We start from the raw sequence: 23,245 nt of genomic DNA, 5'->3' as shown, positions 1-23,245 counted from the left end.
AGATAGAAAACTTTATTTGGTTAATCATTTTTCTATATTCAAGTATAGAATCATATAGTTGATTTTATTCACTAACCACTAATTCAGCTGTTTCAGGATCAAAATAATATTCCTCATCATCAATTATAACTGAACCAGTTGCTGCAATATATTCATCTGTGAAATAGTATTTTTTATCATCTAAATCTAACCAACCAGTATAGTTTATTGATTCCCCCTCAAAGTTCTCCTCTAAAGTACTTTGATGTGCAAAATATTTAAATCCATCTGGTGTATTAAATACTCCAATCTGCATAAAACCATCTTCACTAAAATAAAACATCTTATCTTCTATATTTAGATAACCATATTGCATTTCGCCATCTGCATTGAAATAGTAATGATTATTTTCAAATGATATAAGACCTGTTCTCATTATGCCATTCTCATCAAAATAATATTTTATATCATCAATTACATTAATACCTTTATATGCTTTTTTAGTTTCTGAATCGAAATAATATTTGTCACTTTCGTTTTCCATATCATATATCCATCCAGTTTCAATTGTATATGATTCTCCAAAACAATACACATCTTCACCAACTCTAACTAAACCACTACATTCAACTGCTTGTCCATAAATATTATCATTTACAGTATTAGCTGGTGCAAAGTATTTATATCCATCTGAAGTATCAAATACACCAATTTGAACCAGACCATTATCATCTATATAGAAATAATTATCATCTATATTTTGCATTCCAGATTCTACTATTCCAGAATCAGAGAAATAAAATACTTTATCATTTATAGTGACAAATCCAATTTGCATAATTCCAGAATCATTAAAATAATATTTACCATCATTAATTATTGATATACCTATATATGCTTCTGCTGTGTCTTCATTAAAGTAGTATTTTGAACCATCTTCTAAATCTTTCCATCCAACTACTGCTGTAAATGAATCATCAAAATAATAAATCTTATTATTAAAATTGAGTATACCAGAATATGAAAGTGCTTCACCTTCTTCATTTCCTAAATCTTCATCCTGATGAGCAAAATATTTAAATCCATCTGTTGTATTAAATACTCCTATTTGCATTTCTCCATTCTCAGCAAAGTAGAAATATTTCCCATCTATTTCAATATATCCTGACTTCATCACACCAGAATCATCAAAATAGAATGTCTTATCATTTATATTAACAAATCCTTTTTGCATAATACCATCAGAGTTGAAATAGAATTTATCATCACCTATTTGATTTAGTCCTTTAAAAGCTCTACCTGTCTCTGTGCTAAAATAATACATTTCATCATCTAATGTTTGCCATTCTATAGCTGCTCTATAATTATCTCCAAAATAATAAACATTTTCGTCGATAGTTAGTTTGCCAGTAAAATCAATTGCTTCTCCTTCTAGATTTTCATCAAGTGTATTTGCTGGGGCAAAATATTTAAATCCATCTTCTGTACTAAATACGCCTGTTTGTAACACTCCATTTTGGCTGAAATAGTAGTTTTTGCCATCAATTATTGTTTCTCCAACTGAAGCAGCTCCACCATTATCTGGATTAAAGTAGTATTTATCATCGCCTATAGTTGTAAATCCAGTTATCAAGTTCTTTAATGGTGGCTTGAAATAATATAATGAATCATTAATATATACTAATCCAGACACCATCATTCCAAAATTATTAATATAGAATTTCTCATTATATAAAGAAATCATACCTAAATCATAATTAAGTAAATTCTCTCTATAATATGAAGGTGTAAATGTTGAAATAATTTTACTTATAGATACATCTTGCTTATCACTAAAATTAAAAGATAACTTATCTGACATAGTATTACCTTTAAAAACATTAGTAAATCTTATTTTGATTTGTGATACCTTATCCTCTTCATTAGTTGACATAAGAATAAAATCACTTCCATCATTACTCCATACATATCGTATAGATAAATCATTGATATTAATATTTATCTTTTCACTTATATAATTTGCATCTAATACAATTACTTCTGGATAAGTATTATTTGCTTCATATACAGGTGTTATATTTATTTCATCTGTGTATATATTTGGTGAAATTATAACTTTATTAATACAACTATCTATTCCATAAAGATATTTCTGAGAGAAATTAATGACAGTTGAAGATATATCTCCAGAATCATCTAAATTATAATTTGGCTCTACTATCATATTTTCTCTATTACCTACATATAAAGTGTATTTAGTTTCTAGTGTATTAAATTTAATGAAATATGGTTGTATATTATTATCCTTATCACAAATAAACTCAAATTGACCAATAGAAGTAGTACCATTTATTATAAAATTAGTATCTAATATAAGCTTAACATTAGATTGTACAAAATTTATAAAAATACTTTTTATATTCATACTTTCTAAAAAGCTCATTAAAGAATCTGAAGTATTTGTACTACCTTTTTTATTCATAAATTTCAATATTTCAGCTACTCCATTTTCATCTAAATATACTCCATTTAGTTTTATAGTATTTTCATCTTGTATAGTAAAAGAAAGAGAGATTTTTATATCATCTTTTAAATAATATCCTGTTAATATAATAACATCATCTTTAGTTATAACTTTAACATCCTTCAAATCATCACTATAATATCCAAATGAAGGTTTACTATCATCCATATAAACTTTACTTATAAGAACTACATCAGATAATTCAGATACAAATAAACCTTCTTTTGTAGAACAATTAATAAATCCATTTTCTTTTCCTTTATCATCTGTAAAACTATAAGGTATATTTTTTTGTACTTCACTATTCAATCCTATATAATCCATTTTCTGTTGAACAGAATTTGAATTTTCCATCAATGTCTTTAGTTCACCAGAAACAAGAACTTTATATGATTTAGATAATAAATCAACCTCTATAACTGCATTTATTCCTTCTAAAATTGAGAATGTTAAAGATACGAATCCATTACCTCCATTTAATGTTCCAGAGAAATTAATTTCATGATTATCTAAAATAATTTTATTTTCTTCAATACTTAATTTAGATAAAATATTTTCTACTAAATCTCCTTTTTTAATTTTATCAGATTCTATAGTGACATCTCTTACAACATTATCAACATCTATAACCCAAGTATCATTTTCATTTAATTCTATGTTTATATTCATATTATATTGAGAAAGAGATAATGCATAAGTTCCTCCTGAACCATAAAAAGAATATGATAATTTTTCTCTTATATATTCTGTAGTTATCACTGGAACTATAAAGCTTCTAGTATTACTGTCTAAACTTATTCTTACATTAGTATCTTCATATCTTGGTTTTAATGTTGTTATTAAAGCATCAGCTACAAAAGCGTAAAATCTCCAATAAAACTGTCCTTCATAATAATCTCTTATACGGTCTAACAGTTTTGTACCATCATTTTCTAAGCCTCTTAAACCTGGTGTCCATCCTGTTTCCCAGCCAAATACTCTATTTGGAGCATTAGGTAATACCATTAAATCTTTTGACAAATCAAGTTCTTCTTTTTTAACTTCTAATACATCATATATAGATAAATGTGGTTCTCTATATGTTATTGATGGTGATGAAAAGAAGTGATCTATATCATCAGTTACAGTATGACCTGAACCACCTTCCATTCTCCATATTTCACATTTACCTAAAGTGATTGAATTGTTATTGAAGTCTATTTCTGATATTACTAAGTCATCTTGTAACATCATTATTTTATCCTCTAATAAAGTAAATGCTCCTTCAGACTCAGCTAATGAAATATGACTAAAATAATCTACAACTTTTGTTGCTTTATCTCTTAAGACAAGTTCATTATTTACTAAACTTGGTACCCCTGCTGATATTCCCGCTAGAGGAACTAAAAGTATACTAAATCCACTTGCTATTCCTAAAGCTGAAGTAATGATTGCAGTTGTAGCTGCTGTTAAATTTACTGCCATTATACCTATTTTTGCTTCTATCTCTTGTCTTAATAATGGGTCACTTGTTTCACTTAACTCTTTAATTGATGCGCCTAGACTTACACCATCTATAATAGTAGCAATTATAGGTAATCCTTCAGATAATGTAGGAAGTAAATCTATAGTTTCGTCTAGTGCAGTTGATACTAATTCAACAACTTTAGCCGCATCTGTAATAGTATTTAAACCAGTACTAAATAATTGAGCATAAACTTGAACTTTCATTGCTACACTTAAATTACTAAGAGATTCTTTAGAACTATTATATCCGATTAATGATTGTATAAAAAATGCAGCATTTAAAGTATTTACTTCATGTGTAGCATCTAAATTTACTTTTTTTACTAACTTCCCATTTACAGTATCAAATATAGTACCTTTTACCTTAGAAATTTCTTCAGTTATATGATTAGCATACTCAGAGAATATTGTCTTTTCAGTTTCTACAAATATAGATTCTCCAGTTTCTTTATCAATAAATCTTATACTAAATCCTTCATCTGTCTCTGATATGTCTTCAAAAGATATAAAATGAGAATCTTCTAATTCATTCTGTTGTTTTAAGTCGTATAGCGCATCAGAAATAGATTCTATTAGTTTAAATTCATTCTTTATATAATTAATAGAATCGGAAGTTAAATTTTTAGCTTCTTCAATTCTTTCTTCCACCACTTGTGTATCTATATCTGAAACAACACTTATCTCACATTCTGCTAGCATTACTTTTTCTTCTAGTTCAATATCACCTGAATTAGAATTATTTCTAATTTCTTGTAATAATGTAGATAACTTAGGTAAATTTTTAGATTTTACTATAATTTTATTTTCTTGAGGATTAAATGATATATATTCTTTTGATGAAATATCCTTTATAATACTCTCTTCTTTATTTATCCATTCACCAGAATGATCTAATAATTCTCTTCTTCCTTCACTATTTATTCTAACTTCATATTGATTTGCACTTACTATAATAGAGTCTTGATTTATAGATGGCAATAATTCTGATACTTTATCTTTAACTTTAAGTAATAATTTTCCAGGATAAGTCTCTTCTACGTTGATAGAGTAGCTAAACATATTACATCCCAGTAAGTTTATTTCTATTGCTTTAGGAGAAATATCAGTCTTAGCTAAATCTATTACTGTTTCTATTTCTGAAGCTAATGAATCTACATCAAAGTCTGCAAATATATCAGTATTAAACTCAGATTTACCATGACCAATAAAAGTTAATTTAATCTTAGGTCTATCAGAGATTATATCTGGAATTCTATACCTATCAATTTCTTGTATCTCACCATCTGCAGGATTATAGTAATATGCTATAGTTGAATCTTCTATATTCTTTTGAAATAGTATGCTATCATAAGGATTTTTTGCAAATAAGTTACATGCTGCTTCATAGCTAATTTTATCTCCTTGTAATTGAACAATATAATGAACATATCCTCTTTCTGAACTTCTTGTAGATGAAGATATTTTTTCTAAAATATATTCTTTGTCAAACACTGTATTTTCAGAAAAATCAAGATTATCATCTTCTCCAAGTGCTCCTTCAAAATAATTTCTTTTGTATTCTTGAAATTGAGCTTTAGCTCTTGCATCATCAAATGACCATAAGCTAGCCATTTCTTGTTCAGTTGATTGAGAAATATTAGTTTTAGAAATTTCAAAGTTTCTTAAGTCAGATTCTAGTAAATGGATATTCATACTGTATTCTTTAAACATTAATAAATCTTGATAAGCTGCCGCATATGCTTCAGGTCCACTTAAGTTAATAGTAGTTTTGACATCTGGGAAAAAACCAACTCTTAAATATTTTCCTAGTTCCATCATAAATCTACCATTATCCGCATTAGCTTCAGCCATTATACTGTCAATAAAAGTATTCGTTGTAGTATTAAAATCGTTATCCTCACTAATAGCTGGATTTAAACTATTATTCAATATCTTATATCTGTTCTCGATTTGTTTTACTATTAAATTACTACAATATGAGTCTTTAACAGAAATTAGCCCTTGATTTATAATACCTTTACTATTAAATGCAATTTTAACTTCTAGTGGTGATGCCTCCATATCACCAAGTGATGAGAATATTTCTGACTTATCTGACTTAGAAGCTAGAACAGATTCAAAACTACTTTGAACTTCTTCATCCAACATATCAAAATGCTCTGAAGTATATCCTGGTATGTATTCTTTGTATTTCATTATAGCTTCTAATTTTGCCATTTCCCAAAAATCCACTGTTACTGAACTAGGTTTCTCTATAGACTCAAATAAGTCTGGTTGTATTCCTGGTAACATATCAACATCTAAATACACACCACCAACTTCTTTTAAGGCAGATACTCTTAATATGTCAGAAGCAGCAGCCAAATTCCATCTTTCTACCAACTCTTGTTCATATAAGTTAAATAACTCTCCACCTTTAAATTCTTCAAAGTTTCTAACATCATTCCCACTATTTTCTGTAACTTTATTTAATGACTCTTCAATATAAGCATTAAGTTCATCTATATCTTTTGAATACTCATTTGAAAGATATGTCTTTACAATATCATCAATTATAAGGTCAGGATTCTCTTCTCTTTGAGATTTATAGTAATTTATGAAATTTTTCTGTTTATCATAGATTATCTCCATACGTTTTCTGTAAAATTTATTATAGTCAAATCTAGGATCATCTAAATTTTCTCTAAATGATTCAAGTGTTTCATTTGTTGCTGAATCCACTATAGTCTTCTTTAATGTGTTTATCAAAAATGCATTGCTATCATAGAATACATTAACATTATAATCGCTATTTACATCTTTCCATTGATTTATATAATTAATAGCAGTATCATTTATTTTCCCTCCAATCCACACGAAGTGTAAATTTTTCTCAACTGGAACTACATTACTACTTTTTAGTTCTAATACCTCTGTAACTAAATATTCTTTAAATTTTTTTAAGGCTTTATTTCGCCCAGATTTTTTATATGTATCTATATAAGTATCTGTTAAACTGTTTATATCTTTTAACTTTAGATATTTTTCAACTACAGTATTTTCTGACATATTGTGATACTCTTCTAATGAATCTAATATTGCTATATATTCATCTTCCTGAATACGAAATTTTACATTCGCCATTTTTTCTAATTGCTTTCTGTTAACTAAGCTCATAAAAATTTCTCCTTTACTATTTATTTTTATTGGATTATTCCACATCTAAACGATAAAATTATATTATATATCCTCCTTTCTATTTGTAAAGTATATTAATCTTAATTTAAACTTTCATATACATTCACTTCCTAACATTTTAAATTGAAGATGTTCAGCTGATTAATTTGCTCTTCTATTGAATAAGGATGTTGTTTTAGATAAATATGTAAACATTTCTGTAGTTGTAATATAAAAATTAAGTTATTCCCAAATTAAATTGTCAGTTTTACATCAATATTAATTTTAAAATCTGATTTATATGTACAAGTATTACTTTAAACACATTAATTAAAAATCAAAATAATTCTCATAGTCTTTTTTTATTTTTTTAAAAGCTCTATTTTTAGCTTTATTAACAGCTTGCCTCGATATTTTTAATTTCACTGATATATCTTTATCAGAATATCCTTTTAAATATTTATAAAAAATAACTTTTCTTTGAATACCAGATAATTCTTTCAAAACATATTCACAAAAACAAATATCTTCTTCAAAAACACACCTATTTTGATAGTTATTTTTCATATTAAGCATATTTTCGTCAAATTCGACAAACTTAAACTTTGTTTTAGAATATCTTCTAGATAATTCAAAGGTCTTATTTAATAATGATTTATGAATATATTTGACTATAGCAGCATCACTTTTTTTTGTGAAATTCTTTAAATTAATATTTTTTACTAGCTCAATAAAAAATATTATTAAGTCTGTCTCTCCCTCTTCGTAATGTAAAAGCCTACTAAGTTTTTTTATTAGCGGTTTAAACATAAATAAAAGTTCCTGCAAATTATCAACTGAGTTACTTCTTGACAAAACAATTAATTCATAAAAAGACTTTTGCATAAAATCATCCCCTCTTATAGTTATAATGATGATTTTTCTTAAATTTTGACAACATTCATGTAAAATCTGGCATTATAATTGTAGAATCAAAAAATAAATGGAGTTATATCGAGAAATTTTTATTGATAATAAGTAAATTTAGTAATTAATTTGATAATATTTTTCTAATAAATAAAGTATTTTAGCAGAAATTTTTCTAATAATAAAGTATTGTAAAAACAAATCGTTTTATTTAAGCAGAATGCAAAAAGATTATATAATATATTTTCAGATATGCCTTTCTTTTTTCAGAATTTTCATTTTATTCTTTCTTGTCTAGAACTAAAATAAGCCTATTTTTCAATTATAATAATATAATTGTTTAACTAATATATACTCTAAAATTAGGTTAAAAAATAGGATAAAATTTACTACATACATATATTTGCTTTAATTAATTATTAAATTAAAAATTATCTGAAATAAACATTTTAAGTACTAAAATAGTATATTTCATAAAATTTGAATATAAGTCTATATTTATAATACTTAATTTAATTAAGATAAATTTAATTATTTTTTTAACAATTTAATATCTATTTTTTAACATGTTTTATTGCAAAATTCACCAATAATTTTTTATTATTAACTAACTTAAAGCATTTCATATATTATTCAGAAAATTATTTTAAAGTATATATAAAATTTCAATTTTTTTAATTTAAGTTAAATGCTTTTTAATAATAGCTATGAATTAAGATATTTTTTAATAATCTCTTTTAAATATATTTATATATGAGAGTTTAAAATGTTATATAAAGAATTGAGATAAATTTTGAATTAGTATGAATACTATATATCAAAAGATTTTTAGAATATAAGCAAAAGAGGATATGATATTAAGGTAAATGAATAATAATATTTTTTTCAAGTATACCAAAAAGAAACTCTGCAACCTTATATAAAAGGTTGCAGAGTCAATAAATCTAAAGTTATTAAAATCGTAAGAAGTTATTTCAATTGTAAGTAAATATAATAAAATTATATATAAATCATGTCCAAATACAAATTACTACTTTTTTTATATAAATTATAATTAGTTATTTTATAAAATCTTACTTACAATTCCTATACATATTATCTTTGTTTTTAATCATAATTTTAATATCTAAAGAAAGACTATTGATTCACATGTGAGATTTAATTTCAAGAAAATTATATCATCAAACTTTTTTCTGATTATATACAAACTTCTTCCCAGTTTACCACCCAATTTTCCAATGAGTCTATCTTCTCTGCTGTTAACTCCTCCTCATGAAATGACACTAATAAAGTCTTTATAAAAATATTCTTCAAAAGGGTTTGTACATTTCTTGATATAAATTCAAAGTACGAACTTTCTTTGATTGCAACTGTATAGTATGTACATTTACTCGTTTCTTGGACATATAAGAATTTTTTCTTTGACAATTTTGATAGAGTTTTTAAAGCCACTTTCTCTGGTAAATTATGCTCTTCCTGCATATAATCAATAACTTCATATGAATTTGTTTTTATATCTAAATTCCAAATAAATTTCATAATAACTAATTCTAATTTTGATAATTTTTTTAAACACATAGTTATCACTCCACTCCCTTATCTATATAATTAGATATTACAGTAATAATTTTACAAAATCAATTACAATAATAACAATATGTCATAAAAATACTAAAAAAACACAATTCTAAAATAAATTATATATTTTACTGTGTTTCCTTGACAGTATTTTTTAAAGAGTATAAAATAGTAATTGTTAGATAACAATTACTATTTTAAGGAGTTGAGCTTATGCCACCTAAAATAAAAACAGATAGAGACGCAATTATAAATGCAGGATTTGAAGTAGCAAAAAATGAAGGTATAACTGTAATCACTGCTCAGAAAGTTGCACTAGTACTAGGTACATCCGTTGCCCCAATTTTCCGAGAATTCCAGACAGTTGAGGATTTACGCATTGCAGTAGAGGAAAAAATCCATACATTTCATACTCAATATATCAGTGAGTACCCTTTAGATGATTCTACTTTCTTAACTTATGGACTTGGATATATTAACTTTGCCAAAGAATACCCAAATTTATTTGAGGCTATTATGCAACAAAGTGCTATAAATTATAATTTAAATAAACAAGCATCTAAACAACTTGCTTTTGTGGTGGATAGTGCTGCTAGTGAAGGTTCGCTTAGTTTTGAACAGGCAAAAGAATTATTTTATAATATATGGATTTATACTCATGGCATTGCTTGTTTAGTCTACAAAGGAAGTCTAACTCTTACAGTTGAAGAAGAAAAACAACTACTTATTACTGCTTTCAATGCTTTTATTACAAAGTACAAAAAGTAAGAGTACATATCATTAAAAATAAAAATAAGATTATCTCAAGATTAAAAATATAAACTAAAAGGAGACTTGTTTATGAAAGGTTTCTATACTTTTGTACAACTATGTAGTATTATCATGTTTGCCACATTGTGTTCCTTTACGCCCACTGCCATATCATACTTTCTTCTTATAATTTTGATTATTAGAATGCTTCTGTTTATACGTCCTACAAAAGGAGAAAAAATACAAGATTTTCAAGAACCTCAAAAGGTTTTGTTGGTCATTGATATGCAAGAAACTATGTGTGGAAAAGATGGGATTTATCCTAAAAGAGAAGAATTTGTAAGTAGTGTAAATAAAATTATTATTGAAGCTAAAGAACAAGGACAAAAAATAGTATATATCTGTCAAGAATTTCATCAATTTGATTTTCTATTTTGTCTTATTTCAATGGGTGGTTGCCTTTTTCAAGGTTCAAAGGGAGCTTCTATTTGTAGTGATTTAAAGGTTGTAAATAATGAAGTGTTTGTTAAACATCAGCAAGATGCTTTTACTTCCAAGACCTTTAGCCAACACTTAAAAGAAAATAACGTTGAAACAATCTCTATTGTTGGATTAGACTCATCAGCTTGTGTTTATAAGACAGCATTAGGAGCACTAAATAGAGGATATCATGTTAATATCATAAAGAATGGTGTTCTTGGTAGAAATGGAAGTTCTACAGAAAAGGCTTTAAAAAAATTATCGACAAAAGGCGTTTCAATTTATTAGATAGAATTCAATTTATTATATAAAAATAGTAAACTTAAAGTAATGGCAATTAGTATATTTAAACTAATTGCCATTATTCAGATAAAATCATAATTATCTTAATTTATTAATTCAAATTATAAACATATTGTTAACTTAAAATATCAATATATTGTTAATTTTAAATATCAATACATTGCTAACTCAAAATATCAATATATCTTTAATTTTAAATATGAATATATTCTTAAATTAAAATATAAACATCCTATATCTACTAGAACTTACCATCCTTAGCACTTTCTTCAATGCTAACCGCAACAGACACAGTCATTCCAACCATTGGATTATTTCCAGCTCCAATTAGACCCATCATCTCAACATGTGCAGGTACAGATGAAGAACCCGCAAACTGTGCATCAGAGTGCATACGACCCATAGTGTCAGTCATACCATATGACGCAGGTCCAGCTGCCATATTATCTGGATGTAATGTACGTCCTGTACCTCCTCCAGATGCTACAGAGAAATACTTCTTACCTTTCTCTATACACTCCTTCTTATATGTACCAGCTACTGGATGCTGAAATCTAGTCGGATTAGTAGAGTTTCCAGTTATAGATACATCTACTCCTTCCTTCCACATGATTGCAACACCTTCTGTTACATCATTAGCACCATAGCAATTAACCTTAGCTCTTAAGCCATTAGAGTAAGATTTTCTCCATAGCTCTTTCACTTCTCCTGTATAGTAATCCATTTCTGTTTCTACATATGTAAATCCATTTATTCTAGAAATAATCTGTGCTGCATCCTTACCTAAGCCATTTAGGATAACACGTAGTGGTTTTTGACGTACCTTATTAGCCTTTTCTGCTATACCAATAGCTCCTTCAGCTGCTGCAAATGATTCATGACCTGCTAGAAAACAGAAACAATCAGTATCCTCTTCTAAAAGCATCTTGGCTAGATTCCCATGACCTAAACCAACCTTACGCTGGTCAGCAACAGAACCTGGAATACAGAATGATTGAAGACCTTCACCGATTGATGCTGCTGCATCAGCTGCCTTCTTACATCCTTTCTTGATAGCAATAGCAGCACCTACTATATAAGCCCAACATGCGTTTTCAAAACAGATTGGCTGAATTTTCTTAACCTGGTCATATACATCCAGCCCTGCTTCTTTAGCAATCTTCTCAGCTTCTTCAATAGAAGCAATACCATAACTATTTAATACAGAATTAATCTTATCAATTCTTCTTTCATATGATTCAAATAGTGCCATATTCTTATCCTCCTAATTGATTTTCATCATTCTTTACGTGGGTCGATAATCTTAACTGCATCATCAACACGTCCATACTGACCTTTTGACTTCTCCCATGCAGTATTAGCATCGTCACCCTTCTTAATGAAATCAGTCATCTTACCAAGACTTACAAACTGATAGCCAATAATCTGGTCATCTGCATCTAGTGCAATTCCAGTTACATAACCTTCAGCCATCTCTAGGTAACGAGGTCCTTTTTTTAGAGTTCCATACATAGTTCCAACTTGTGAACGGAGACCCTTTCCTAAATCTTCTAAACCAGCCCCTACAGGAAGTCCATCTTCAGAAAAAGCACTCTGAGTTCTTCCATAAGCAATCTGAAGGAATAGCTCCCTCATAGCAGTGTTGATTGCATCACATACCAAGTCTGTATTTAAAGCTTCTAACAGAGTTCGACCTGGCAAAATTTCTGATGCCATAGCGGCAGAGTGTGTCATACCTGAACATCCAATAGTCTCAACTAAGGCTTCTTGAATGATTCCCTCTTTTACATTTAGTGTCAGCTTGCAGGCACCTTGTTGAGGAGCACACCAACCCACACCATGTGTCAAACCAGAGATATCATTGATTTCTTTTGATTTTACCCATTTTCCTTCTTGAGGAATTGGAGCAGCTCCATGATGAACGCCTTGTGCAACTGTACACATTTCTTCTACTTCATGTGAATAAATCATGCTTTAAAACTCCTTTCAAAAATGAATTTCATCAAGTATATTTACCATTTATTGCCTTTATCGCGTTATACTTTGTCTTATTTTCTCACAAAATTTGACATTGTACAAGCGTATTGCATTAGCTTTAGTAACCTGCTATATTCATTACATGAAAATAATTGGTAAAAAAATTAGTCTTTTTGTAATAGTATAAAATTAGTAAATGACTAGGAGGAAATATATGAATAATAAGAAAAAAGCATTTTTTATTTCAGGTTCTTTAAATGTGCTTTTATTAATAATCATCTTTGCATTGTTTAGGTACGATATTATAGAAAATAATATGAAAAATATGTTGATAACAGTGGTATTAATTTTTATTTTTGAAATTATAAAAATAAAAATCTTAGAAAAGTATTACAATCTATAAATAAAATAATTCTTTTATAAAGAGCATTATACCTATTTATATGACATAAATTGATTTGTAGATTTTATTTTAAGATTTGAGTTATATTTGACTTTATAACATAAAAGTGCTAGTTTGAATATATTAAATATACTTTATCTAAGGAGATGTACATATGGTAATAGTAAACATAACATACACAGTTGAATTAAATAAAATTGAAGAAAAATTAGATGAACATATAGAGTTTTTAAATAAGTACTATGCAAGTAACAAATTTATATGCTCTGGAAGAAAAAATCCTAGAATAGGTGGAATAATTTTATGCAATGCTGATAAAGAAGAAGCTAATAAAATTATACAAGAAGACCCTTTTTATATTAACAAACTTGGTGATTATGAAATTATTGAGTTTGAAGCATCTAAGATTAATAATAAATTGATAGCTGAAAAGTTAAAAGATTTATAGATTACATAAATAAATATATTAATTTGGTAATTAAAATTAACTACTAAAATGCCCTTATAATTCTAATGAATGATTATATGGGCATTTATTTTGTGCAAAATCTAAAATACGCAATTATTTTTTTAATTAGTTTTTAAAAATCAGTTATCGTGTTATAATTTAATAATTGATATAAATTATCAACTAAAATCATTTTTCAAATACAGGAGGTCTACATGGAAGAAGTAAATAAATTTCAGAGTTTTGTTATTTTAGGAATGGTACTTCTAGGTATCTTACTAGGTCAGATAGAATTTATACAAACATATTCAGATTACTTAATAATGCCCTCATTAACAATAATGCTTTTTCTTGTCTTTCTACAGGTACCCATAAAAGAAATAGGAAGTTCATTTAAAAACTTTAAATTTACACTTACATCAATTGCTATAAATTTTATATGGACTCCAGTACTTATATTTGTTTTAGGTAAATTATTTCTAAGTCACAATCCAGAGCTTCTAATTGGATTTGTTATGCTTATGGTTACACCCTGCACAGATTGGTACTTAATATTTACTGGAATCGCTAAGGGAAATGTAGCTTTAGGGTCATCTGTCCTTCCCTTAAATTTAATTCTACAGCTATTATTATTACCTATATATATATTATTGATTGGAGGCTCAAGTATAAACATAGACTTTCTGAATTTAACTCAAGCAGTTATTTTTAGTCTAATGATACCTCTTTTACTTTCTATTGTAGTCAGATATTTAATTATAAAAAAGATAGGAACTAGTGAATTTAAAGAAAAAATAACTTCAAAGGCATGTGATTTTCAAGGGTATTTTTTAAATATAGCTATAGTCGCGATGTTCGCATCTCAAGGAAAAATACTACTAGAAAATTATCAAATATTATTTATTTTACTAGTACCAATATTAATATTTTTTATTATAAATTTTATTTTTACTAGAGTTGTAAGTAAAGCACTTAACCTAAGTTATGAAGATAGTGTATCTTTAAATCTAACTACACTTGCTAGAAATTCTCCAATAGCACTAGCTATTGCAGTAGCTACTTTCCCAGATAAACCTTTAATATCATTGGCACTTATAATAGGTCCTTTGATAGAGTTACCTATATTATTTTTAGTTACTAGAATTTTATTAAAGATAAAAGGTATGAACAATGTGATTAGCAATTAACTTCTACTTTAGAGATTTGTTTGTAATAAATTTAATAGCCTTAGAATTTAACAATTTAATAGTAAATTTAATATCAAATTCAATATCCTTAGAACTTAAAGAAATAGATTCTAAGGATATTTTTATTATTTGGCTTTAATTTTTCTGTTTCATATTCAGATATGACTTTAAGTAATTTAAAAAATTATTGTAGATTATTTTAAATTACTTAATACTATTTGATAATATTATTCAATAACTATATTTTTTAATGCTTCGATTATATTTATATTGTTTTGATACAAACCACCATGACTAAAAACTACTTCCTCTATATCATAATTGCTTATATTTTTGATAGCATCCGCCAGCTCTTGCTTGTTGCTATGTATTATATCAACTGGCTCAAGTTCTCCATCCTTTATCTTTAACAAATCACCAGCAATAAGTATTTTAGATTTCTTTAAATAAAGGCATATATGACCTCTAGTGTGACCACCTGTATGTATGACTTCTACTTCCTCGCCTAAATTTAAAACTTCATGATTATCCAAAGATACATCTACTTTAGTATATGATGATTTAAATCCAAGTCCCATAACATTTAACATACTCAGCATCTTATCATCAATCTTGTCCACCATTTGCTCTAACATATAAAGTTTATAAGGCGTTTCCTCTCCTGTTATATAGCTAACTTCACTTTTGTATGCGTATACTTTGATATTATTCTTAGACTTTTCTCTTAAGTAATTTATATTTCCTATGTGGTCTATATCATGATGAGTGATTATTATATTTTTTAATTTATCGAAGCTTGTGTTGCTTTTGTTAAGAGCCTCGATTATCAACTCCCCTTGACCTGGAAGACCAGTATCAACAAGAGTTGCCTCATCTTCTGTATAGATTACAGGAATATACATAACTTTATTTTCGCCCAATACATGTGATGAAACTTTTAAAACATCTAATCCTTTTGTTAAGTTCATAATATTTCTCCTTATAATTACTTAATTAGAGGTCAATTTAATTAAAGAAATTGAGAAAATATAGATTAGCCTCTAGTTATATTTTATTAATAAAAAATCATTAATACCTAGTATATCACTTAAGTTGAAAGATTACTCGACTTGATTTTTTTGTTATTTTGTGGTATAGTAATTAGTATAGGAGTAAGTCATTTCAATAGTTTTAGCTATTTTAATTTTTTATAACTTTTCTTTGATTCATTCTAAAATAGATGTTGCTAAAGTTAGCTACTCATGTTTTCTAAATTCTACCTAAACTACTTATTAATCTACAATGGATAACAATTACTATAATAGATTGGCATTTTAAATTATTTTTAAATAATAGTTCTTTTATATTGCTTTGACTCTCTATCTTTTTTCATCTTTAAATATTTTATAAGTTTTATATACTATTGGCAATAAGATACAAATTAAAATAGCCCAATTAGGTAAATGTAACATGTAAATTTCCCCCTTATTTACACAAGTTCCTTATTCTCAAAGATTTTGACTGAAATAGCCATTGAAGCTAGTAATACAATTAGGCTTAAAAGGAGTAGTCCAATGTTCACTATATAAATTGGATATTGATTTATAAAAGGAATTTCAAAATTGATGTTACTTATAATTAATGGTGATACTAATGGTGTAGCCATAATTATCACCATGAAAAAAAATTTTGTTATTTCATATCCTAACTTATATTGAATAGGCATGTATACTCCATAAATGATAGAGCTTATTAATAACACAATCAAAATATGTGTCAGATTAATACTTCCCAATTGTGGCATAAGTAAATTTTCAATCCAATAAACTAATGTACAATAAACAAACACTATTGAGAATAAAACATACTTAGATTGAACTAATCCACGTCTTGGATAAGGAGTGGAGCACAGTAATGCAGATGCTTTTGAATATTGACTTTCCTTTAATGAAACATACTGACATAACATAAATTCTGAAAATATAATTGATAATGTAAATCCTAGCGTTTGCGCAAACATAGGTGAACGCCATGACACAAACAATGGAATCCCTATTGCAAAAATTAATACCAACAATATATATTTTTTGGCAATCAAAATATCCTTTTTAACTAAATAAATCAACATAACTACTCTCTCCTTCCAATATATGCAAGCATAATATCTTCAATTGTAGGACGCTCTATCAAAATATCTCGCATATTTTTTTGCACTTCATCAATCTTTGAAGTAATACCAACAAAACCATAATCTGTAATCTCTAAATTTAAAAATAGTTTCTTTATTTCGTTATTTAAAAACTGAATATCCCCTTTTACTTTTCTATGTTCATCTAATAAAGTATCTTTTTCACATTCTAATATAACTTGACCATTATCAATCATAACAATCATATCTGCTATTTTTTCCAAATCAGATGTTATATGGGTAGAAAAGAAAACACCTCGACCACCTTTTTTCATGTACTCTTTCAATATATCAAGTATCTGACTACGGATTAGAGGGTCTAATCCACTTGTAGGTTCATCCATAATTAGAAACTCAGCTTTATGAGATAAAGCTAATGCTAAAGCAAATTTCATTTTCATCCCTTTTGAAAGAGTAGAAATCTTTTGTTTTGTGTTAAGATTAAATCTTTTCATATTTTCTTGATATTCCTTTTCACACCAGTTATCATACGAAGGTGCAATAATGCTTTTCATTTCTGCCATTGATAATTCATCATAGAAATATGAATCATCAAAAACAACTCCAATTCTATTTTTTAATTCTTTTTCATTTCCATCAAAATCTTTACCAAATATTTTTACTTTACCAGTATCACGTTTTATAACATCCAATATTAAACGTATAGTTGTTGTTTTTCCTGCTCCATTAACACCTATAAATCCAGTTATACATTCTTCTGGTAAGGTAAAATTTATATCTGATAGCGAAAAACTATCATAAGTTTTATTTAAATTAGAAACTTCCAAAATATTTTCCATATTAATCCTCCTCATACAGAATATCCATCATTTCTTGTAACTCTACCTGTGTAATTCCTAGTGCCTTTGCATCTTTAATCATGTCTGCCATTTTTTGTTCAACTATACGTCTTTTTGAGTCTCTTAACATTTCTAGATTTCCAGTAGAGATAAAAGTTCCTATTCCAACTTGACGTGTAAGGAATCCTTCATTTTCAAGTTCTTCATAAACTCGTCTAATAGTCAAAATACTAACTTTTAAATCATTAGCAAAATTTCTTATAGATGGCATCGAATCCCCTTCTTTCAGCTCTTCAGAAAATATTGCTTCTTTAATTTGCTCCTTAATTTGTTGGTACAATGGCTTATCTGATGTATTAGAAATGACAACTTTCATTTTCTTTATCACCTCCTATGTGATGTATTTATATACACACTATATACTTAATGCACTTCTTTGTCAATATATAAAGATATATTGACTCTTAAGTGTGCTTTTCAATTTATGTTTGAGTATCATTTGCTTATTAAAATATAATGTATAAAATGCTCCTTAAGTGATACTTTTATTCTTTTTCTATAGAGAGGCAATTAAATAATAAATATCTTTATCAAATCAAAAAAAGTGACTAGAACATAAAATCATAGTATAATCTATTACAAGAATTTAGCTGATAAATTTTAATCTTGAAGGGAGAATAAGGAATATGATATTTAAAAATACTCCTGAACTTAAAACAGAAAGACTCATATTAAGAAGATTTACTGAGAATGACATAGAAGCTTTGTTCACAATTTACAATGATAAAGATGTAAATATTTATTTGCCATGGTTTCCCCTTAAATCAATGGAAGAAGCAAAGATATTTTTTGAAAAAAAGTATGTAAAAGCATATAAAAACTCTCATGGATATAACTATGCTATTTGCTTAAAAAACGACAATATCCCTATAGGTTATGTCAATGTAAGTATGGATGATAATCATGATTTTGGTTATGGATTGTGTAAAGAATTTTGGCACAAAGGTATTGTGACTGAAGCAAGTAAAGCTATTGTCAAACAATTAAAAATAGATAATATCCCTTATATTACTGCTACACATGATATTAAAAATCCACGTAGTGGTAATGTAATGAAACAATTAGGTATGAGCTATCAATATTCTTATGAAGAACAATGGCAACCAAAGGATATATTAGTCACATTTAGAATGTATCAATTAAATCTTGATGGTAAAAATGATAGAGTGTATAAAAAGTACTGGGACAATTCAATGGTTCACTTTATTGAGAGAGGTGTTTAAATTATGATTATTTTAATTGCAGGTGCTTCTCATACTGGGAAAACTGTATTTGCACAGAAAATATTAGAAAAATACAAATATACATATCTATCTATTGACCTTTTAAAAATGGGACTTATACGAAGTGGCAATACTAAGTTAACACCAGAAGATGATGAAGAACTTGTACCCTATTTGTGGTCTATAGTTAAAGAGATTATAAAAACGGCTATCGAAAATAATCAGAATCTTGTAGTCGAAGGATGTTATATTCCATTCGATTGGAAAAAAGATTTTGATAGTAAGTATGTAAAAGAAATTCAGTATTATTGTCTTGTTATGACTAAGAATTATATAGAAAGACATTTTTCAGATATTAAAAACTATGCAAATGCTATTGAAAGTCGATTGGATGATTCATTCTGCACAATGGAATCTACCATTGAAGAAAATACTAAAAATCTACAAATGTGTAAAAAGTATGACTGTAATTATATCTTAATAGAAGATGAGTATACTGTAGATATTAATTTTTGAGATTATATTCTTATTAATTTTAAAATATGACGAGATGAAAAAGGAAAAGCGGTATAACATAAAGAGGATGCTATACCGTAAGACCTTGAAAAGAGATATTCTTATTATTACAAAACCCATCTATAACATAGGTACCATAATACCAGCTACTACAATGGAAATCATACAGGCCATACCACCAACTACTAGCTTAGGCATTATTTTAGACATCAAATATGCTTTTTCTTCTTCCGTTTCTCCAATAGCATTACACACTTCATTTGAAATCAAATATGTAGTTGGGAATCCTAACATCTGACAGAATCCTACTCCAAAAGCAAGAGGCTTAGAACCAATGATTTTCCAACCAGGAAGTACCTTCATCATAAGGAATATACCAATAATAGAGACTGCGAACATACCTACAATTGGCACAAACAGACTAACTAAATCTCCCAAAGAAACTTTTGCTAAAGAAGGAATAACCGCTGCAAACACAACCATGTTGATAAAACCTTTGATTTTCCCTTTTTCCAAAATATCTTTTGGTACAATACCAATACGAGTTACAAGAACACCAACAATAAGACAAACAATAGAATAATTCACATGTATAACTTCTGAAAGCTCATATCCTAAATAAGAGAATATCGCTATAAAAAATATACAAACATTTGTAGAATAATATTTATCATACTTCTCACAGAATACTTGCTTTACTTTTGCTCCTCCACCTTCTGTTTCTTTCTTATCACTATCAACATTTGCTAAATCAATTCCCTTTGCTTTTGCTTCATGATACTCCACTAAAAGACGGTTTGCTTCTTGTAGTGCAGCCCTAGAGGCAATTGGTGTTCCAACAAATTTTTGGATTGCAAATACAACTGTTGCTGTAGCCGCTGCAAGTGTCAATCCTTTTTCTAACGCTGCTTGTGTCATAATAGTGGTAGCAGGCAATGCCCCATTTATAACTGGTATACTTGTCAACACTGTTGCTTTTCCAAACAAAGGTATACACAATGAAACACAAACTATAACTGCCACAATCCCAAGCCATGCAGTCAACACAGTTCTCCATTCATCTATAAATTGTCTAACATTCAACATTGTCCCCATACTAAACATAATCATTGGAACACTCCAACTTGCAGCTGCTGTCATACCTGCTCTTTCAATAATATCCCCTGGTATCACTTTTGTAACGAAGAGAATCAAAAATAAAAGTAATGTCACAAATACAGCTGAAACTTTTGCTTTTGTTTTACTTGCAATCAAATCTCCGATAGCAAATAAGATTAATACGACACTAAACCATAATAACATATCACTCATAGAATAACCCCCTTATAAATATCTTTCAAACCAATCTACAATTGCATTAGCACGTACAACTCTATTAGATGGTCTTCCGTTTCTAGACAATCCATGTGTATCCCCGTGGAATAAATACATCTCTGTATCTACACCAAGTTGTTTTAATGCTGTGAACATTTGGAAAGTATCTCCCATAAAACATCTATAATCCCTATCACTATGCAAGAATAAAGTTGGTGTCTTTACATTTTTTACATACTTAATAGGTGAATGGTTCCAAAGAACCTCTTCATGATTCCAAGGTGTATTATTTCCACAAGTTTGCTTCATAATTCTATCCCCAAAATCAATAATTAAAGAAGCAGTAATCAAGTTACTAATACCTCTTTGAGAAGCAACTGCCTTGAAACGGTCTGTATGACCAATTATCCAGTTTGCCATATAACCACCATAACTTCCACCTGCAACACCTAAGCGGTCTGCATCAATTTCAGGATATTTCTCAATACAAGTATCTACAAATTCCATAAGGTGGTCATAATCAACATATCCCCATCTTTCTACCATTTCCAAGAATTCTTCACCATAACCGTCACCACCATGAGGATTACAATAAATAACATACATCCCTTTTGCAGCTACACATTGCTTTAAGTGTGTAAACATGTAACCATATGCCCATTTAGGTCCACCATGAATGAACAATACAGCAGGATATTTTTCACCTTCTTTTGCATCTATTGGTGGTATAACAAAACCATCAACCTCTTCTTTATTTTTTGCTACAAATGTCAATTTTTCAGGTAGTGAAACCTTATGACTATCCAAGTATGGTTTAGAGAAAGAAGTCATTTTTTTCATTGCACCTGTAGTCATATCAATGCTATATATTTCTGCCAACTCATAATCTTTTAACATAATTGTGTACATAGTGTTGTCATAAATATCAAAGGATGTAAAAGCATCCACTTTTGTGATGATACGTATATTGCCCGTTTTTGTGTCAAACTCATCAAACTCTGTCATAGTTCTGCAAATTCTTGCTCCTATAAACTTGTCTCCTATAACTTTATTACTACGTCCACCACCATATACTGCATCTACATCCAGTAATGTAGCATACATACCATCTGGGCTTGCAATCATATTCATTTCTCCAGTATTCAAGTCAAGCATGAAAATATCATGATTTTGTGTAATAGAGCGGTCTAATATAGAAGCTTGTAACATTACTCTATCGTCACCAATATATTTGACTAAGCTGATTTGATATTTTCCTTGTGGTATAAGTTCTCTTGTTTCTTCACTATCTACATGATACTCCCAAAGACCAGAGAAAGGTGTTGCACAATCTTCATAAATCTGACCAGAATATAAAATTCTTTTTTTATCAGGAGAAACATCTATTCCTGCTACTTCACAATATTTTGGTGTAATAGCTTTTGTTTCTTTTTCTCCTTCTTGATACAATTCTAATGTTACACGTCTCCTTTGAGAGAAACTTTCCCCATCTCTTATAAAAGGTTTATCTGTAAATGTCCAGTAATCTACTCCTTCTACTGCTCTGTCTAGTTCTGCTTTTTTTGCATCTGTTGGATTTTTTGTTGTAAATAACCATAATTTATTTCCAAGTGATATGGGCACACTACAAGCTTTTGGAATAGAAAATGCTTTTTTTGCTTCTCCTCCTTTTATAGAAATAGTGTAAAAATCTGTTGTCCCTGCTTTTGCTTTATCTCTTTTAGATGTAAAAAGGAGCTCTGTATTAGAAATCCAGCTAAATGATGTTACATCTTTTGTTTGTGTCATATGTATTTGTTTTTCCGTTTTGATGTCCATAGCATATAGGTCATGTTCATAACAGTCTTTTTCCTCATTGATATTTGATATAATATAAGCAATGTGCTTTCCATCAGGTGAACAAGAAATATCATGTGGGAATATATATTCAAAAATATCTGAACTTTCAATCTTTAATTTTTCCATTTT

18 protein-coding genes are annotated in these 23,245 nt (G+C 28.1%); 7 read left to right on the top strand and 11 right to left on the bottom strand.

All coding sequences use genetic code 11. The annotated features are described in order from the left end of the window. Nucleotides 1-64: 64 nt before the first annotated feature. From tcdB to ACTG47_RS03560, 3 genes are all read right to left on the bottom strand, one after another. Complete coding sequence (tcdB, locus tag ACTG47_RS03570) at nt 65-7,165, bottom strand: glycosylating toxin TcdB (protein WP_479926139.1); 7,101 nt, start codon at nt 7,163-7,165, stop codon at nt 65-67. Nucleotides 7,166-7,495: 330 nt separating this feature from the next. Further along, on the bottom strand, nt 7,496-8,050 hold the full coding sequence (locus ACTG47_RS03565) for a sigma-70 family RNA polymerase sigma factor (RefSeq protein WP_169470431.1): 555 nt from the start codon (nt 8,048-8,050) through the stop codon (nt 7,496-7,498). Nucleotides 8,051-9,268: 1,218 nt separating this feature from the next. Continuing rightward, nucleotides 9,269-9,649: a BlaI/MecI/CopY family transcriptional regulator gene (locus tag ACTG47_RS03560; protein ID WP_479926138.1), complete on the bottom strand. Its 381-nt coding sequence runs from the start codon at nt 9,647-9,649 to the stop codon at nt 9,269-9,271. A 213-nt stretch (nt 9,650-9,862) separates the two neighbouring features. On the opposite strand from ACTG47_RS03560, the gene ACTG47_RS03555 reads away from it, so the two are divergent. Both ACTG47_RS03555 and ACTG47_RS03550 read left to right on the top strand, forming a co-directional pair. Then, nucleotides 9,863-10,417 carry a hypothetical protein gene (locus ACTG47_RS03555; protein WP_479926137.1) on the top strand — a complete coding sequence of 185 codons (555 nt, stop codon included), beginning with the start codon at nt 9,863-9,865 and terminating at the stop codon, nt 10,415-10,417. Nucleotides 10,418-10,591: 174 nt separating this feature from the next. Next, the gene (locus ACTG47_RS03550) at nt 10,592-11,167 is read left to right on the top strand and encodes a cysteine hydrolase family protein (protein ID WP_479926136.1); all 576 of its coding nucleotides are present in this window, start codon (nt 10,592-10,594) and stop codon (nt 11,165-11,167) included. Between the two features lie 256 nt (nt 11,168-11,423). On the opposite strand, the gene ACTG47_RS03545 is transcribed toward ACTG47_RS03550, so the two are convergent. Beyond that, entirely contained in the window at nt 11,424-12,434 is a 1,011-nt protein-coding gene (locus tag ACTG47_RS03545) for a GGGtGRT protein (RefSeq protein WP_479926135.1), read from the bottom strand. Nucleotides 12,435-12,460: 26 nt separating this feature from the next. Then, nucleotides 12,461-13,153: a hypothetical protein gene (locus tag ACTG47_RS03540; protein ID WP_169466732.1), complete on the bottom strand. Its 693-nt coding sequence runs from the start codon at nt 13,151-13,153 to the stop codon at nt 12,461-12,463. Between the two features lie 220 nt (nt 13,154-13,373). Here ACTG47_RS03540 and ACTG47_RS03535 point away from each other — a divergent pair, with 220 nt between their 5' ends. The 3 genes from ACTG47_RS03535 (at nt 13,374) to ACTG47_RS03525 (ending at nt 15,197) form a co-directional block, all read left to right on the top strand. Further along, nucleotides 13,374-13,562 carry a hypothetical protein gene (locus ACTG47_RS03535; RefSeq protein WP_479926134.1) on the top strand — a complete coding sequence of 63 codons (189 nt, stop codon included), beginning with the start codon at nt 13,374-13,376 and terminating at the stop codon, nt 13,560-13,562. 154 nt (nt 13,563-13,716) lie between these two features. Next, a complete protein-coding gene (locus tag ACTG47_RS03530; RefSeq protein WP_169466728.1) occupies nt 13,717-14,010 on the top strand; it encodes a YciI family protein in 294 nt (97 codons plus the stop codon). 215 nt (nt 14,011-14,225) lie between these two features. Further along, nucleotides 14,226-15,197 (top strand): arsenic resistance protein, encoded by a 972-nt coding sequence (locus ACTG47_RS03525; RefSeq protein ID WP_479926133.1) that lies wholly within the window; start codon nt 14,226-14,228, stop codon nt 15,195-15,197. 227 nt (nt 15,198-15,424) lie between these two features. On the opposite strand, the gene ACTG47_RS03520 is transcribed toward ACTG47_RS03525, so the two are convergent. The 4 genes from ACTG47_RS03520 to ACTG47_RS03505 form a co-directional block, all read right to left on the bottom strand. Then, nucleotides 15,425-16,165, bottom strand: coding sequence for an MBL fold metallo-hydrolase (locus ACTG47_RS03520; protein WP_479926132.1), 741 nt, complete (start codon nt 16,163-16,165; stop codon nt 15,425-15,427). 500 nt (nt 16,166-16,665) lie between these two features. Then, the gene (locus tag ACTG47_RS03515; protein WP_479926131.1) at nt 16,666-17,304 is read right to left on the bottom strand and encodes an ABC-2 transporter permease; all 639 of its coding nucleotides are present in this window, start codon (nt 17,302-17,304) and stop codon (nt 16,666-16,668) included. Nucleotides 17,305-17,306: 2 nt separating this feature from the next. Further along, nucleotides 17,307-18,164, bottom strand: a complete 858-nt coding sequence (locus ACTG47_RS03510; RefSeq protein ID WP_479926130.1) for an ABC transporter ATP-binding protein — start codon at nt 18,162-18,164, stop codon at nt 17,307-17,309. 1 nt (nt 18,165) lies between these two features. Beyond that, nucleotides 18,166-18,540, bottom strand: a complete 375-nt coding sequence (locus ACTG47_RS03505; protein WP_479926129.1) for a GntR family transcriptional regulator — start codon at nt 18,538-18,540, stop codon at nt 18,166-18,168. Nucleotides 18,541-18,850: 310 nt separating this feature from the next. Between ACTG47_RS03505 and ACTG47_RS03500 the strand changes: the two genes are divergently transcribed. Together ACTG47_RS03500 and ACTG47_RS03495 are read left to right on the top strand one after the other, a co-directional pair. Beyond that, complete coding sequence (locus ACTG47_RS03500) at nt 18,851-19,447, top strand: GNAT family N-acetyltransferase (RefSeq protein WP_479926128.1); 597 nt, start codon at nt 18,851-18,853, stop codon at nt 19,445-19,447. 3 nt (nt 19,448-19,450) lie between these two features. After that, the gene (locus tag ACTG47_RS03495) at nt 19,451-19,963 is read left to right on the top strand and encodes a P-loop nucleotide/nucleoside kinase family protein (RefSeq protein ID WP_479926127.1); all 513 of its coding nucleotides are present in this window, start codon (nt 19,451-19,453) and stop codon (nt 19,961-19,963) included. A 120-nt stretch (nt 19,964-20,083) separates the two neighbouring features. On the opposite strand, the gene ACTG47_RS03490 is transcribed toward ACTG47_RS03495, so the two are convergent. Further along, entirely contained in the window at nt 20,084-21,274 is a 1,191-nt protein-coding gene (locus ACTG47_RS03490; protein ID WP_479926126.1) for a permease, read from the bottom strand. A gap of 12 nt (nt 21,275-21,286) precedes the next feature. Next, nucleotides 21,287-23,242: a S9 family peptidase gene (locus tag ACTG47_RS03485; RefSeq protein WP_479926125.1), complete on the bottom strand. Its 1,956-nt coding sequence runs from the start codon at nt 23,240-23,242 to the stop codon at nt 21,287-21,289. Nucleotides 23,243-23,245: the final 3 nt, after the last annotated feature.

This window comes from Clostridioides sp. LIBA-6622 (assembly GCF_056716095.1).
Note: the sequence above shows the minus strand (reverse complement) of the source record. Positions and strands in the feature narration are given on the sequence as shown.